Here is a 15,287-nt window from a genome sequence, read left to right on the forward strand (position 1 = left end):
CATCAAATAAAAGCCCCTCCTTCTACACAACACGTAGAGAATAAGGAGGGGCTTTACCTTGTTTTTAAATTTTTTACTTACGTATAACTTAAGATCTTCTGATCCATCTTTTCTTAGAGTGCACGTACCATACCACCATCCACCACAAGGGATGTACCTGTAATGTATGTATTCGCTCCTGATAAGAGGAACACAACCGCCTTGGCAAACTCCTCGGGTTGACCATAACGTCCTAATGGAATTTCTTTACGGAATTGTTCGGCAACCTCTTCCTCACTTATTCCGTTCTGTTCTGCACGCACAGCATCCAATTCATGTATCCGATCCGTTCCGATTCGACCCGGCGCAACCGTATTGATCAGAATGCCATATGGTGCGAGCTCCTGTGACAAGGTCTTGGCCAATCCGAACACCCCTGTACGGAACGTATTGGACAGAATCAGACCCGGAATGGGCTGCTTCACAGAGGTTGAGGCAATGTTCACGATATGTCCGCCATTCTCCTTCATGTAAGGAAGTGCACCGCGAATCAGTCTGACATAGCTAAGTACATTTAATTCAAATGCGCGTTCCCAGTCTTCATCGGTCAATGACTCAAATGTTCCAGAAGGCGGGCCGCCTGAATTGTTCACCAAAATATCAATCTGACCGAACAATTCACCTGTCTTGTGAATCAGGGCATCAATATCTTCCTTACTTGTCACATCCGTTGCACAATATTCGACACGTCCGCCACCACCAAGCGCCAGCAGCTCCTGCTTCACCCCTGCAAGCTTTTCTTCGCTCCGACTGGCGAGCATAACGTCAGCGCCTTCGGCCGCCAATTGAGCGGCTACAGCTTTGCCAAGTCCTCGACTGGATGCAAGCACCAGTGCCTTTTTACCCCGAAGTCCCATGTCCATTGTTGTTCCTCCTCCTACGCTGTTCTATCCTTTGGCCTGGATGAAATAACTCATAAGAATATCGTCCACATACTTGCCTGCGATATAAAATTCCGATATCAGTCTGCCCTCCGTCATGAATCCGCACTGTGTATAAAACGCAATGGCTCCTGGATTGCTGGATAACACCCGCAACCTAAGCTTGGTGATCCCTTGTTCAAGGGCATATTGCTTCATGGCATCCATCAGGGCCGTAGCAATACCACAGCGACGATCATGGGGATGAACGGCGATATTAATCTCGTATACATGACGGTTAACAGGCATGCCTGTCGCCGGATGAAAGCCCACATAACCACATACCCGCTCTCCCTGAACGGCAATCAACTGACTGCCTGGAGGGCAATGCTGCAGGTATTGTTGTCTTGATCGCCAGTTGAGCGGCTCAGGAGAGGTATATTTATCCCATACCAGAGCATCCAGCTCCATCAGCTGCGCCGCATCCTTAAGCTCAGATAGCCGAATCATATACGTATGGCTGGTAAGCATAAAAGTTCAACCTTTCGTACATTAGTGATTAACACTGCGAGAAGCAGCGTTCAAAAATAGGGCTTGTTCGGTTCTTATTGAACATTTTGCAGGGTATATCGATGCTAATGCTCCATTGCTATATATTGTAGCATAGCCTCAGGCTTGACTAAAATTTCAATTCGTTGAATGAAATTTTCACTTAACCTTTCCGTAACGTCATCGTTTATACTAATTCGATAATATACTTGATTCGAGGTGTACGTGATGAACATTAAGGAAGCCGCTGACAGACTTGGCATATCGGCGAGAGCCATTCGCTTTTATGAGGAAAAAGGACTGATTCAGCCCGCCAAACAGACGAATAACGGGTATCGCACATATACCGAGAATGATATCTGGCGGCTGCAAACCATTGCAGCCCTGCGTGAAATCGGGATGTCGCTTCAGGATATCACCCAAGCGCTCGGAGAGATTGACCAGGGCAATCAGCAGCGGCTGGAAGAATATCTGGAGCTGCAGCAGGCGGTCATGTATGCCCAGTGGGTCGAGCTAAAACGCATGCTCGATACGACCCAGCGCATGATTGACCTGAACCGTCAGGATGGGCCGCTGGACGTCACCCATCTGCATGATCTTGCAGACAGTGCACGCCGCCTCAGAGAAGCCCGGCAGAACTGGCATGACCGCTGGAATTATGATAGGCAAGCAGCCATCCATGATCAGCGGGTACAGGCGTCGAATGACCGTATGCCAGAACCTAATGATGATGAAGTTCGCAGCCAGAAGAATAGCTGGACAGCACACAAGCCAAACAGTGCTACAACGTATCCAGACGATGCAGAATCAAGATTGGAAGAATTGGGAGTAGGAGTAGGAGTAGGAGTAGGAGTAGGAGTAGGAGTAGGAGTAGGTGCAGGAGCGTTCAATATATATGACAACTATGACGAAGCACTGGAGCAGACAGCAAGCTGGATATTTCCTGTACCCGGCGAGAAAGGTCTCGATATTGGGACTGGCACGGGCAATCTGGCAGGCAAATTGTTAGAACGAGGCGCAACGATGACCGCCATTGATCAATCCCGGGAGATGCTGCGTACATGCCGCACCAAGCATCCAGAGATGCATGTGAAGCTTGGCAACTTTCTGGCTTTGCCTTTTGCCGATCAGTCTTTCGATTTTGTCGTATCCAGTTTCGCCTTCCATCATCTGAGCCCAGATCAGCAGCAGTTGGCATTACAGGAGATACAGCGAGTGTTAACCAGACGAGGACGGATTTGCCTGACAGACCTGATGTTTGCGAATACAGCTCACCGCCAGACGTATATCGAACAGGCTGAGGTAGCAGGTCATGAGGAGCCACTGCAAACGATAAAAGAACGTCATTTCCCGCTGCTGGACGAGCTGTGCGGCTCGCTGGAGGACGCAGGCTATGTGACGAAGCATGTACGCCATAATACGCTGCTGCACACGTTGCTGGCCGTTCCTTTGCGTTAGAATGATCATCGTATCGTAACGGGTTCCCCGGACCTGCCACTGAATCCTTCTCAAATAAAAAAAGGTCACCCTGCCTGTTAAGGAGGATGACCTTCCACTCTAGTGAAGCTTCGAGCTTGTATTGAATTTACACATAAATTTCAACAATCGTGCGCTCCGAAGCATTACGCGCTTGTTTGAACTCATCCAGCGAGATGCGAGCCCCACCCTGACGGTAACGGTTCGCTGTTTGCTCGGTGCGGATATCCTTGCCGTTTACTGTTACACGGTTAACCGAACCTTCGTTCAGATGGTAGACAAACGTTACCGGCTCTCCTGCATATTCGAATTCGAATTGCATACCGTCCAGTTCAGCTGGCAATACCGGGTCAATAACCAGATCTCCGCCTTCCTGACGAATGCCGAGTGCGTTCGAGATCAGTTGGTTCATGTAGATTCCAGGACCGCTGGAGTAGATTCTCCATCCCCCCTTCACCTGTACCGTTCCTTTGCGAAGCTGGTCAAAATGCTCCTGCGCCTCGTACCGCGTGTTGAACTTGCCGTCGGAACTGCTGAAATACGCGTTCGCCTGACGAATCTCCGCATTAGGTACAACTTCGCCGATGCCGACCGGGTTAATCATGGCAAGACCATTCCACACCTGATCCGTCTTACCGAGCTTCGCCATCGCTTCCACGTAACGGATATGCGCATGCACATACTGCAAACCAATCTCACGTCCGAAGTTGGACGCTTGCTCTGCCCGTTTGAAGTGACTGCTCACTCCACCTGCATATTGAGCCGGGCGATTCATCAAGCGTACACCATCCGGGCACAGGAACTGCTCACGAATCAACGCATAATGTGATTCAGCTTGCTCTGCATTCAGCAATTCACCGATCATGCTGCGTGTCATCGGCAGAAGGCGGTATTGAATGCCTGTCTCCGTATCTGTTGGGTGAAGCATGAGCTTCGCCTGATCGGCTTCTTCCATGTATACGAAGCCTGGAATCACATCCGTACCCAGCATGTACCGATTAAAGTCTTCACGGATGCCTTGAGCCAGAACGTCCAGCTCCTGTGCAAATGCAGCATCCTTATGCTGCAGTGCCTGTGCAAGCACATTGACAGACTGATAGGTCAATGCAACAGTCCAGCTGCTCACCATGTATTGTTTGAGCTGTGCATTGGCTGGCTGGAGTGTATCATCCCAGTCTCCATCCCCGTAGGAAGACAGGAATGTATCGTGCAAGAAATGTGAGCGGATGTATTCAATCTCTTTTTTCGCGTGATCCAATACAGTTGCCGTTTCTTCCGTGAATCCAAAGCTGTGCTTAACGGTATACGGCACTTTCTCATCCAGAATCGCATAGTCACGAGTCGCTGTAAGGTAGTCCGCGAGCACTTTCAGCGGCCATACGATGATGTCGCCATGGCTCTCTTCCTGCTGAATTGCAAAGTACTTGTCAAACATGAACCATTGCGGCCAGTTGCCATCATCTTCATATTGGTGGGTATACACCATTTTGATGATATCGCGAACCTGCTCATATTTTTGCGTGGCCATGAAGTATTCAACCGGACCTTGGCATACATCACGTGTGCCCCATGCTGCGCCGCCGTACTGCTCCAATCCGTGAGGCACGGAGTAGTGAACCAGCATATTGTGTGTGTACCACCAAGCCAGCGCGTTCACTTTGAACAGATCCTCTGCACTTTGGCCTTCACCACGAGACAAACGGAAACCATTCATTACGCCTGCGAAGAATTCGCGGTACGCCTGAACTTCCTCTTCAAAAGTAAGGCTGGATCCTGCTACGACAGAACCGTCTGCTTCGTTAGCTTGACCTTCCAACACGCCTTGTACTTTCAGCGTCCATTCTGCACTCTCTTCCAGACTAAGTGTAACCAGCGATGCTGATCCACTGCGGATGCCACTCGCCAGCAACGTTTCGTCCCCAACATTTACGGCTGCTCCATCCACCGACATGCGGTATTGCAGGTCAGGATACGTTCCAGCACTAATCGCTTGTGGATCAGCCTTGAAGATCAGTGTGCTGCCATCCTGCGTCATATGCAGCGGATACTCGTATTCATTTACATTCATCGTGATTTGGTTGGTTACCAGGTAGCGATAAGCTTTGCCACTTGTCGAGCGTACGTTCATGCTCACTTCAGTGGTGTGTGCCCCGGTGTAGTTCGTCACGATAATGGTATCGGATTCGGTTTTGTAGATCCAACGCACGTAGTTGAAGCCAATCTCAAACAGGGAAGGCATGGTCAGCAGACGATACTGTCCGTCCATTTCCACATAAATGCGTTGTCCAGCCGTCTTCGGAACGTTCAATGCGTTACGGGCATTACTGATCATTTTATTAAAATTGGTGTTACCAATAACGAGTTGTGAGTTGAAAATACCGTACATATACGACGTCGTCGTAATAACCTGCGCACCAAGCTGTACGTTGCCACCACTCATCAGGATATGGCCGTGCGGACGCTCTACGAGCAATTCTTTCGCTTTCAGGACGATATGTTCATAGCTGCCTGTAAAGAAGGACAACAGCGAGTCACCGCTATGCTCTTCCTGATGACGATCAGGGAACAGCTCATTAATCTCATCTTGTGTCAAATCAAGCGCAGCAAGCGGTTCACCCAAGAAGGATGACAGTTTCACCTGTTCCAACGTCTCGCCTTGCTGAACAGTCAATGCTTGTACTTCGTTCCATGCGGCTGTCACTTCATCCCCGAATTCCAGTGCGGAGATTCCGGCAGGATGATCTGCTTTGGCCAGTCCGTAGAAGACCACTTGGGCTTCCCCGTCCAAGTTAACGCGCTCCGATTGCAACGCGGTGTAGGCAAATTCATATTGGTACGTCTCATTTGCCAGTGTATTACGGCTCAGGCTCTCAGGCTGATTGGTCTCCTTGTAGGAAAGACCGAAGAATTGGAATCCGTCTGTGGAGTAGCCGATTGCTTTAGTCAGCGAACCTTGCTGCATGTATGGGAAAGCGCCGCCCTGAGGCTGGTTTTGACGGGAACATACCACATATCCCTTCGCTTCATCCTCGAACACCGTATGGTCAATATACTGCGACAGATAGGCCTCATTGCTGCGTACTGCACCTGGATCAGCAAGCCCTACATCCTGTCCATATACCACGTCAACGTTATGTTGTTGTCCTGTGAGCTTCACATCCCAGAACCAGACGCCTTGCGTTGTAGCTGTAAACACGACCTGATAGCCAATGCCTTGTTCTTTGCCTTCAAGCTGCACTGTACCTTCCCAGATCAGTTGATTGCCGGATTGCGCCTGGCTTGTGATCACTTTGCTGTTCGAACGCACACCCAGCAGTGGGAACGAGCTGATCTTCTCCCCCTCGTGTACACGCAGGTACAGATTATTCAAAGATCCATCGATCTGGTTGCTGAGCAGCTGATTCAACATAGTTGTACCGGACTTGGCCTGATACAGATCCCCACTGTTCAAAAAGGTAAAGGATAAATCCCCGGCAGTCAGCCGAATTGGTTCATTAATCATCGTTGTCATACTCTTCACTCCTTCAATTAGTATAAAATCGAAACGTTTCGATAAATCTGAAAAAGAATAGGGGGCCTCTGCGAAGTGACCTTTGACTGGCCCCTTCGGACGATGATCCCCCTCATTCAACTCTCAACAGAAAAGATTCAAACTACTACAAAGCAGCCTTTTAGCAGATCCAGCCTCGGACAGTTCACTTCCTATGCTGGCTGGTTTCCCGACTGCACCTCTACCGATCGTACAGACTCTCGCTCCACCAGATCAATGGTTAACGTATACGATGGATTCACAGCTTCGCCATTCAGCATCTGGAAGAGCAAATGTCCTGCCAATGAACCCGCCTCATGCTTGGGCTGTCGCACCGTTGTAAGCGGAGGGAGAACATATTCGGACAGTTGAATATCATCAAATCCAATTACCGAAATATCATTCGGTACCGATATGCCGCTCTCTTCAAATGCTTTCAGTCCACCAATCGCCATCTCGTCATTCCCGTAAAATACGGCAGTCGGAAGCTCGCCCTGCATAACCATCATCTTGGTTGCACTATATCCGCCCTCACGTACAAAGTTGCCGCTTAGACGCCATTTGGACTTTTCTTCAAGACCCGCTTCCTGCATTGCTCGCAAATACCCTTGATAACGCAGTGCATTATCATAAGAATTAGATGGCCCGCTAATATAGGCGATGGTCTTATGGCCCTTCTGAATAAGGTGACGTGTAGCCAAGTAACCGCCCTGCTCCCCATCTACCAAAACGTTGACCAGATGGTTACTCGTCAGCTGCCGATCCATCACAATGATAGGGAAACGATCTCCCGCAGATTCCACCAGGATATCATCATGGATGTTATGAGCCAGAATAATAGCGCCATCCACTCTTTTTTCTCGCAAGAAACGAACCGCTGTGGAGTCGCGTCCTCCCATAGAGCTGCAAGCAATCAGATCATATCCGTTAGCCAGCGCTACATCCTGAACGCTGCGAATCAATTCGGAGTAATACGGACCCGACAGATCTGTAAGAATCAACGCAATCGTATTCGTCCGGCTCCGCTTCAGGTCCATGGCAAAGCCGTTTTTGCGATAATTCAGTTCTCGTGCTGCATCCAGCACCTTGGCCTTGGTCTTGGCACTGACCTTGCTATCTCCGTTCAGCGCATAAGAGGCGGTTGAGAGCGCCACACCTGCCAGCTTTGCCACATCCTTAATCGTTGCCATTCCACGTTCGCTCCTTCCAACTTCTTGTTACCTATCATTTTATACTGTAAATGGTTGCAACAACCACTCATTCCTATTCATTATCCATTAGGAGTTACATCTATTTCCTGTTTATCGAAACGTTTCGAAGTGTTTTCAAAAAAAATCTCTCTTCGCGTCTTTTAAGCATCCCCGCTGTAAAATGTACCCTTTAATCGTAGATATATCTTAGTCGATTGTTAGCATTTCAATAATGGACTAAAGGGAGAAATTCATTATAAATCATAATGAATATGCCTGTAAACCATAAATTGAAACGTTTCGACATTTTTATTATAGTCGGTGTTGATAGCGATTTCAACCTCTTTATCTATTTTTCACAGAAATATGTGAAGGGAAGGATTCGGGGGTCCCCAATTACACCTTTGTGGTATTATACTGCATATTAGTCCAATCCTCTATAAGGAGTTCGTTATGTTATGAGCAACCTGGATCTAAGCTTTCATAAATTATCCCTGAACACCCCTGGCCGCTTGCAGCAAATTACAACTGTCCCTCCAGCACTGTTCAGGCTATGTCATCTGGTGCAGCTCCATGATCGAGAAGCCTTCTCCGGTATCGATGAACTGTGGAGCAGCAAGCATGTTCTTTATGTCATCACCTCCGGTCAGGCAAGATTGATCAGTTCGAATGGTCAATTGATGGTAAATACCGGCTCCGCTGTCGTACGCCAAGCTGGAACCCAGCTTCAGCATGAAAGCAAGCGTGGTTCTCTGTCCCCGGTTCAGGGTATTGCAGTGGCCTTTGATTTTGCAGATAGCGAACAAAAGCACTGGCCGTTCGGACATCCTGTTCCCATTACGAGCCGCCTTATTGCCGAGCTGATCTCCGAGTTGGTTCTGTCCAGCTCGAAACGTAATGAATCCGGACCATTCAAACCTCATATGCTGTTCTATCAGTTACTGGATACGTTACGTGATCACGCTGAACGTTTGGCTCATGAAGATCATTCCTGGCTGGACATCGTCATCGCGCACATCCATGTAAAGGTTAATCACTCCTTTACACGGGAGCAATTAGCGAGAGAGGTTAATGTGAGTCCAGAGCATTTTTCACGAGAATTCAAGAAGTACACCGGACTTACGTTTGTGGAGTATGTTACCCGGCTAAGAATCCGAATCGCTCAGGAACAGCTGCTTTTTGCTAATCCGACATTACAGGAACTTGCGCAGTTGACGGGATACAGAGACACCTTTTATCTAAGTCGAAAATTTAAACAAACGGTAGGTTGCGCACCGACCCTCTATCGGAAAACACCAAAAAAAATCGTAAGTCTTACTTACAACTATACTGCGTCCTTACTCGCACTGGGCCATATCCCTCATATGGGTGCCGTCGCGGAATGGATGGAAGCGAAAATAGTTGAATACGGGTCAGAACCATTCATACAGTATTCTGAGCATGAACTTATTAATCATACGGATCTAATCGCAGACACTCATCCCGATGTGATTCTTGGTTATGCACCACATTCCGGCATGAATGAATTACGTCAGATCGCACCTACCATTCTCATGCCCTTTGAAGAACTCGACTGGCAGGAGCAATTCATTCATTTGGGACGTATCACGGGCCTGGAAGCCAGAGCTCGTACGCTGTTAGAACGCTATGATACACTTCAGCAAGAGGCCAATCGTACACTGGATCAGATGATGGGCGTACGTGGATCAGCAGTATGTATATTCATGATTGGTGAGAGCGGAGCGTACATCTATGGCCACGGGTGGGGCCGAGCTTCTCATATTTTGTATCATTCGCTGGGCTTCGCCCCTCCTGCACGGATGGAGAAGGATGGTCAGCTGCTCACAGGTTACATCCATGTTCCGTTAACAGAGATTCATTTGTATGCGGCAGATCATATTTTTATTGATTATGCCAGGGAATCGTCGGAGCAGAATGCTGTGGACAACCTGTTCGCTCAGGAGTCCTGGAACACCTTGAGTGCCGTTCGTGAAGGGCGACTGTACGAGATTGATGCGGATATGTTTTATGGATTCGACCCGATCTCGGTTATAGAGCAATTACAGCACATCATGCACAAACTCACATCACATTTGTCCATGCATTAGTCATCATAGATGTCCATGTACAAATGTTACGTCATCCTCTATGTTATTAATGAGAATAATAATCATTATTGATTATACATAGGGGGAACAAGGATATGTTTGCTGCAAAAATACGATTTTCCGGCTTGCTGCTTATGCTCGCCATCATCATGGTCCTGGCTGCCTGTAACAGTGGTACGGGTTCGGGCACAACGGAACCAACAGCGGCGGGCTCAGAATCGACCACAGGTTCGAATGAAACAAACACCAGTTCTTCGGATACGACAAGGATTTATAAGTCATTAAGTGGAGATGTGGAAATTCCGGCTGAACCGAAACGGATTGTTACGGACATGTACGTAAGTGACCTGCTAGCACTGGGTGTGAAACCCGTTGGTGCTGTTCAATATTATCTGGAAAATCCATTCTACGCAGATCAGGTGGAGGGCATAGAGAACATTGGTGATCGGGGTGCTGTATCCCTGGAGAAGGTCGTTGCGTTGGACCCGGATCTGATCATTACCTACTCTGATAAAGCCGAAGAAATTGAGAGTTATCAAAAAATCGCTCCGACCGTGGTCATTCCCTACGGTACATTTACCAATGTAGAGGATGAAATTCGGGGCTTCGGAGAACTCATGAACAAATCGGAAGAAGCCGAAGCCTGGCTAAAAACATATGACGAACGTATTGAAGCCGCTCGCGCCAAAGTAAAAGAAGTCATTAAACCTGAGGAGACCTTCTCGATCCTCGAAGTATCTGACAAAAGCTACTATGGTTACGGAGACAACTTTGGTCGTGGTGGACAGGCCGTATATCGTGCTTTGCAACTTGCACCACTCGAAATCACCAAGAAAGAGCTGATGGGCGATACCCAATGGAAAGAGATTTCCCGGGAAGTCGTTGGTGATTATGCCGGAGACCATATCTTCTTAACTGTAGGGGAGAACAATAAAAATTACCAAGGTGACTCCATCTGGCAGTCGCTCCCGGCTGTGAAAAACAATCAAGTGTATGAGCTGGAAGAAGATCGCTACTGGTACTTCGACCCGATTGCAATACAGGCTCAGGCTGAAGAATTTGCCGATATGATTGTAGAACGTGCACAGCAAAATCGTAAATAACATATGAAGGGTGTAAGTGTCTGGTCAGGCCATGGAGTCTGTCCGGGCATTTGCGTTATATGGAGGAGGACTTACATATGCTTCGCCGTTTCATGGCCTATTATCGTCCTTATCGGGGACTCTTTATATTGGACTTCTCCTGTGCCATTCTGGCTGCACTGCTGGAGCTAGCGTTTCCCTTAGCTGTAAACAAAGTAGTCGATCAGCTGCTTCCCGCAGGCAACTGGTCCATGATATTAGCAGCCTGTGCCGGATTGCTGGGCATCTATCTGCTTAGTTCCTTTTTCCATTATGCAGTTACCTACTGGGGGCATAAGCTTGGCATTAACATCGAGTCTGATATGCGGCGGGAACTGTTCCAGCGTGTGCAGAAGCAATCATTTCGCTTTTTTGATAACAATAAGACCGGGCACCTCGTCTCTCGCATGACCAACGATCTGATGGATATTGGTGAGATTGCACATCATGGCCCCGAGGATCTGTTCATTGCCCTGATGACGTTGGCTGGGGCCTTCGGCATTATGCTTAGCATCAACTGGCAACTGGCTGTCATGACCTTCATCATCGTGCCGCTGATGATCTTCCTGTCCCTCTATTTCAGCCGCAAAATGTCCAAAGCGTTCAAACGCATGTTTGCGGATATTGCAGACTACAACGCACGCGTAGAGAACAATGTGAGCGGGATTCGTGTAGTTCAGGCTTTTGCCAATGAAAAGCATGAAGTGAAACGTTTTATCGAAAATAATGAACGCTTTCGCCTTACCAAACTGATCACCTACCGAATTATGGCGTGGAATTCCTCGCTCAGCTTCATTCTGATGAAATTCGTATCACTGTTTGTACTGGTGTGCGGTACGTGGTTTGTCATTCAGGACAGGATGACCTACGGACAATTCATCGCCTTTGTCATGTTATCCAATGTGTTTCTTGGACCGATTCAACAGATCAATTCCGTCATCGAGACCTATCCCAAAGGCATTGCCGGTTTCAGACGTTACCTGGAACTGCTGGAGGCCGAGCCCGATGTAGATGATATGCCTCAAGCCAAACCGATTTCACATGTGAAAGGCGACATCGCCTTCCATAACGTCACATTTGCTTACGGCGAACACAAACCTACGTTGGATCAGGTCAATCTGGAGATTCAGGCAGGACAAACTGTTGCGCTGGTTGGACCTTCGGGTGCAGGCAAATCTACGCTATGCAGTCTCATTCCACGCTTTTACGATGTGGATGCGGGGCATATCTCTATTGATGGGATTCCGGTAAAAGATATGACGCTGGAGTCACTGCGCTCCCATATCGGGATTGTGCAGCAGGATATTTTCCTGTTTGACGGATCGATCCGCGAGAATATTGCCTACGGCAAACTGGATGCGCCTGATGAGGAAATCTGGCAAGCCATCCGCCGCGCCCAACTGGAAGAGCTCGTCCAATCCCAACCGGAAAGACTCGATACCCTGATCGGTGAACGAGGTGTCAAATTGTCCGGCGGACAGAAGCAGCGTCTATCCATTGCTCGCATGATTCTGAAAAATCCGCCGATCCTCATTCTGGATGAAGCGACCTCCGCACTTGATACTGAAACGGAAGCCGCCATTCAGCTGGCTTTATCCGAACTGGCACAGGGGCGTACAACGCTAATTATCGCCCATCGACTGGCAACGATCAGACACGCGGATCGCATTGTGGTTGTGGAGAACGGCGGTGTAGCCGAACAAGGCAGCCATGATGAACTTTTGGCACGCCAGGGCTCATATAGTCGATTGCATCAAGCCCAGTTTGGATAAGTTGTGGAAATAACGTCTCACGTCTCTTGCATTCGTTAAACCGCAGACCTGCGAATTGGCGCTAATAACACGCGCTCAATTCCTTAGACAGTACTAACGCTAAAAAGGGATGCCCCCGTCATGTTCATGACTATGGGACATCCCTTCCTTATTCAGATCCTATTCTGTGATGATCACATCAGGAATAAATTCTTATTTTTTTACCGCATGGATAAAATGGTTTGTTTCGAAGGCGGACAAGTCATCTGTACGATTGCTGAAATATCGATCCTGGATGTCCTCCGGCGATAGATGCTCATATATGAGTAGTCCTGCATCCGCCAACAACCGCTCCATCTCCTCATACGTGAAGCAGGATTGCATCGGCTCGCCCCCCATTGCAGCCATCTTCACCATATTTTCAACCCGGTTAAACCTTCCTTTTTCCTCAAAGAGATGTTCATCTGCATAATCCAGCACAATGGAGCTCCCCGTTGGAAGATCCGAAAATACATGTCGGAGCAAGTTGGATAGATTTTCTTTGGTCAAATAATACGAAACACCCAGCAGAGTAACCAGCGTCTTCAGCTTCTCCAAACCTCCATTAGTCAAACTTTCATACGAAGGCTCACGGGTAAAATCCATTGGCACAAAATGAAGATTGCCTGGAATGATCAGCTTGGCCTGATGCAGCCGCTCCCTCTTGAATTGCTGAGTGGCTGGATAATCTACTTCAAATAGTTCCAGCGTGTCTTCCAGTTCCGGATGCCTCAAAGCAAATGTATCCATCCCTGCGCCAAGAATAACAATCTGCTTCAATCCCAACGTGACTTCATGCAGCAGTACATGCTCACAATAGGCAGCCCGAGCCAGTGTTATTGGAGATAATTGTACTTGGGTAATCCATTTTAGGATCTTATCCGGGTCGTCCTTGCACTGGTGAGCCATCTCCGGGTTGAAATAATGGATGCCTTGAATCATATTCGCGCGGATATCCGAAAACTCTTGCGGAGTGATAAGCTCTTTGGCTATATAATCATCGAAAATAAGAGGTGTATCGTATTGGCAGTGGTAGGCTCGGCCAAAAGCCGAAATCAGGGATGTAATACTGGACTCATTTTGCTTCATGTTTTATCCTCCCGTACAAACAAAAATAAGATTCCCCCTGGCCAGGAGAACCTTAGTATATACGGAATACATTTATATGTAAATTATAGCATAAAAAGATTTTTTTGTCAATCAAAATTTACGGAATGATCAGACAGATTAAAGTGGCCTTGCGGCTTTTCCCTCCACTTCCACCTGTCTTCTCTCTTCCTTACACCACCTAGCCTAAGAGGCTAAGCGTCCAATCCATACTCCTTCACTTCACGATTGCGGTTCAGCACCGCATGCAGTACAAAACCAAGCACTGCAATACCCGCCGTGACAGTCGCCAGCCATGCTACAGGAATCAATCCTTGTTTGTCGTACATGACGCCCATGGCATACGGCCCGATAACCCGGCCGACCGCACCGATTCCACCGGATATCCCGATGTAGAAGGGTGCCGATCTTCCCGCATGCTCTGAGATAAATGCCGGCGTAGCAGGTGAGATCAGCATTTCCCCAAAGGTAGCCAGCACCATCGCAAGCACCATACCCGGATAGCTATACATGGTGATCATGACGATGTAAGCCATGCCATAGAACACTGCACTTGCCGTCATCTGAGCAGTCGATGTACGGGCCATCGTACGCTTGACCCAACTGGTGAAGGGTTGTCCCACGAAGATCAGAACTCCGTTCAGCGTCCAGAGCAGACCGTACATTCTTTTCTCCATACCCTCGGAAATAATATACGGAGACACACCAGTATTCCAGATGGAATTACCAAATAGCAGGAACAGCACGCCCAGGCTCATAAATAGATATAATCTGGTGTTGCCCAGCAGCGCCCAGACGCCCGGCCCATCGGGAACCGTTTTGCGCTTGGTCAGATGCACTTCGCCCTGATCCGGTTCTGCCCGCGACAGATAATACCAGAAGAAGATCGCGAACCCGGCCGAAGTCACCCCGTTCAGTACAAAGCTGAGATGGTAGGAAAAATCAGCCAGGAAACCACTGAGCGCCGTACCAATCGCCACACCGATATTGTTGGCGACATAGATCACATTAAACAATTCCCCGCGTCGCTCCGCAAACCGGAAGCCGATAAAGGCTTGAATCGCTGGCAGCGATAATGAACTAAATAGGCCGATCCAGCCCATCGCACATATAAATATAACCCAATACGCGCTGATCCACGGCAGAGCAAACAACCCCACAGCGTTTAACGCCAGTGATCCGATGATCAGCTTCTTGACCCCCACCCGGTGGTACAGTGCACCTCCGAGCAATTGACCGAAGATACCACCCAGCGACTGAATCAGAATGACAAACCCCGCGTTCGCCATCGTGCGCCCAAGCTCATCAAATACATACATTGTGGTCAGCGGCCACATCAAGGCACTGCCTGTCGCATTGACCAGACTAGCCAGCAAAAATATTTTCACTTCTTTTGGATACGTATCCAGCCATCTCATCATCTTGTTTATTCTCCTTAGTACCTTCAAGAAGCATATTGCCATAAAAAATAGACCCTCGCCAGACGGCATGATTAGCCAGAGCGAAGGCCATTTGAAT

At 48.4% G+C, this 15,287-nt stretch carries 10 protein-coding genes; 4 read left to right on the forward strand and 6 right to left on the reverse strand.

Features of this window, described 5'->3' with window-relative positions; genetic code table 11:
- Positions 1 to 113: 113 nt before the first annotated feature.
- Together Q0V21_RS19725 and Q0V21_RS19730 are read right to left on the reverse strand one after the other, a co-directional pair.
- Entirely contained in the window at positions 114 to 902 is a 789-nt protein-coding gene (locus Q0V21_RS19725) for an SDR family oxidoreductase (protein ID WP_079350286.1), read from the reverse strand.
- A gap of 24 nt (positions 903 to 926) precedes the next feature.
- A complete protein-coding gene (locus Q0V21_RS19730) occupies positions 927 to 1,430 on the reverse strand; it encodes a GNAT family N-acetyltransferase (RefSeq protein WP_079350285.1) in 504 nt (167 codons plus the stop codon).
- A 246-nt stretch (positions 1,431 to 1,676) separates the two neighbouring features.
- Between Q0V21_RS19730 and Q0V21_RS19735 the strand changes: the two genes are divergently transcribed.
- A complete protein-coding gene (locus Q0V21_RS19735; RefSeq protein ID WP_301880257.1) occupies positions 1,677 to 2,906 on the forward strand; it encodes a methyltransferase domain-containing protein in 1,230 nt (409 codons plus the stop codon).
- Positions 2,907 to 3,033: 127 nt separating this feature from the next.
- Here the strand turns inward: Q0V21_RS19735 and Q0V21_RS19740 are convergent, their stop codons facing one another.
- Both Q0V21_RS19740 and Q0V21_RS19745 read right to left on the reverse strand, forming a co-directional pair.
- The gene (locus Q0V21_RS19740; RefSeq protein ID WP_079350284.1) at positions 3,034 to 6,435 is read right to left on the reverse strand and encodes a GH36-type glycosyl hydrolase domain-containing protein; all 3,402 of its coding nucleotides are present in this window, start codon (positions 6,433 to 6,435) and stop codon (positions 3,034 to 3,036) included.
- Between the two features lie 191 nt (positions 6,436 to 6,626).
- Positions 6,627 to 7,643, reverse strand: coding sequence for a LacI family DNA-binding transcriptional regulator (locus Q0V21_RS19745; RefSeq protein ID WP_301880258.1), 1,017 nt, complete (start codon positions 7,641 to 7,643; stop codon positions 6,627 to 6,629).
- Between the two features lie 458 nt (positions 7,644 to 8,101).
- Between Q0V21_RS19745 and Q0V21_RS19750 the strand changes: the two genes are divergently transcribed.
- The 3 genes from Q0V21_RS19750 to Q0V21_RS19760 all read left to right on the forward strand — a co-directional run bounded on the left by Q0V21_RS19750 (position 8,102) and on the right by Q0V21_RS19760 (position 12,644).
- On the forward strand, positions 8,102 to 9,751 hold the full coding sequence (locus Q0V21_RS19750; protein ID WP_301880259.1) for an ABC transporter substrate-binding protein: 1,650 nt from the start codon (positions 8,102 to 8,104) through the stop codon (positions 9,749 to 9,751).
- A gap of 95 nt (positions 9,752 to 9,846) precedes the next feature.
- The gene (locus Q0V21_RS19755) at positions 9,847 to 10,854 is read left to right on the forward strand and encodes an iron-hydroxamate ABC transporter substrate-binding protein (RefSeq protein ID WP_301880260.1); all 1,008 of its coding nucleotides are present in this window, start codon (positions 9,847 to 9,849) and stop codon (positions 10,852 to 10,854) included.
- 77 nt (positions 10,855 to 10,931) lie between these two features.
- Positions 10,932 to 12,644 (forward strand): ABC transporter ATP-binding protein, encoded by a 1,713-nt coding sequence (locus Q0V21_RS19760; protein WP_301880261.1) that lies wholly within the window; start codon positions 10,932 to 10,934, stop codon positions 12,642 to 12,644.
- A gap of 192 nt (positions 12,645 to 12,836) precedes the next feature.
- On the opposite strand, the gene Q0V21_RS19765 is transcribed toward Q0V21_RS19760, so the two are convergent.
- Positions 12,837 to 13,751: a class I SAM-dependent methyltransferase gene (locus Q0V21_RS19765; protein ID WP_301880262.1), complete on the reverse strand. Its 915-nt coding sequence runs from the start codon at positions 13,749 to 13,751 to the stop codon at positions 12,837 to 12,839.
- A gap of 212 nt (positions 13,752 to 13,963) precedes the next feature.
- Complete coding sequence (locus tag Q0V21_RS19770) at positions 13,964 to 15,187, reverse strand: MFS transporter (RefSeq protein WP_024632782.1); 1,224 nt, start codon at positions 15,185 to 15,187, stop codon at positions 13,964 to 13,966.
- Positions 15,188 to 15,287: the final 100 nt, after the last annotated feature.

It is taken from the genome of Paenibacillus sp. 11B (genome assembly GCF_030487755.1).
GTDB lineage: Bacteria > Bacillota > Bacilli > Paenibacillales > Paenibacillaceae > Paenibacillus > Paenibacillus vandeheii.

What these genes read in the sequence shown, in the direction of transcription:
- Q0V21_RS19740 (WP_079350284.1), bottom strand. Translation starts at nt 6,435, where the DNA reads ATGACAACGATGATTAATGAACCAATTCGGCTGACTGCCGGGGATTTA.
- Q0V21_RS19725 (WP_079350286.1), bottom strand. Translation starts at nt 902, where the DNA reads ATGGACATGGGACTTCGGGGTAAAAAGGCACTGGTGCTTGCATCCAGT.
- Q0V21_RS19760 (WP_301880261.1), top strand. Translation starts at nt 10,932, where the DNA reads ATGCTTCGCCGTTTCATGGCCTATTATCGTCCTTATCGGGGACTCTTT.
- Q0V21_RS19755 (WP_301880260.1), top strand. Translation starts at nt 9,847, where the DNA reads ATGTTTGCTGCAAAAATACGATTTTCCGGCTTGCTGCTTATGCTCGCC.
- Q0V21_RS19730 (WP_079350285.1), bottom strand. Translation starts at nt 1,430, where the DNA reads ATGCTTACCAGCCATACGTATATGATTCGGCTATCTGAGCTTAAGGAT.
- Q0V21_RS19745 (WP_301880258.1), bottom strand. Translation starts at nt 7,643, where the DNA reads ATGGCAACGATTAAGGATGTGGCAAAGCTGGCAGGTGTGGCGCTCTCA.
- Q0V21_RS19770 (WP_024632782.1), bottom strand. Translation starts at nt 15,187, where the DNA reads ATGAGATGGCTGGATACGTATCCAAAAGAAGTGAAAATATTTTTGCTG.
- Q0V21_RS19750 (WP_301880259.1), top strand. Translation starts at nt 8,102, where the DNA reads ATGAGCAACCTGGATCTAAGCTTTCATAAATTATCCCTGAACACCCCT.
- Q0V21_RS19735 (WP_301880257.1), top strand. Translation starts at nt 1,677, where the DNA reads ATGAACATTAAGGAAGCCGCTGACAGACTTGGCATATCGGCGAGAGCC.
- Q0V21_RS19765 (WP_301880262.1), bottom strand. Translation starts at nt 13,751, where the DNA reads ATGAAGCAAAATGAGTCCAGTATTACATCCCTGATTTCGGCTTTTGGC.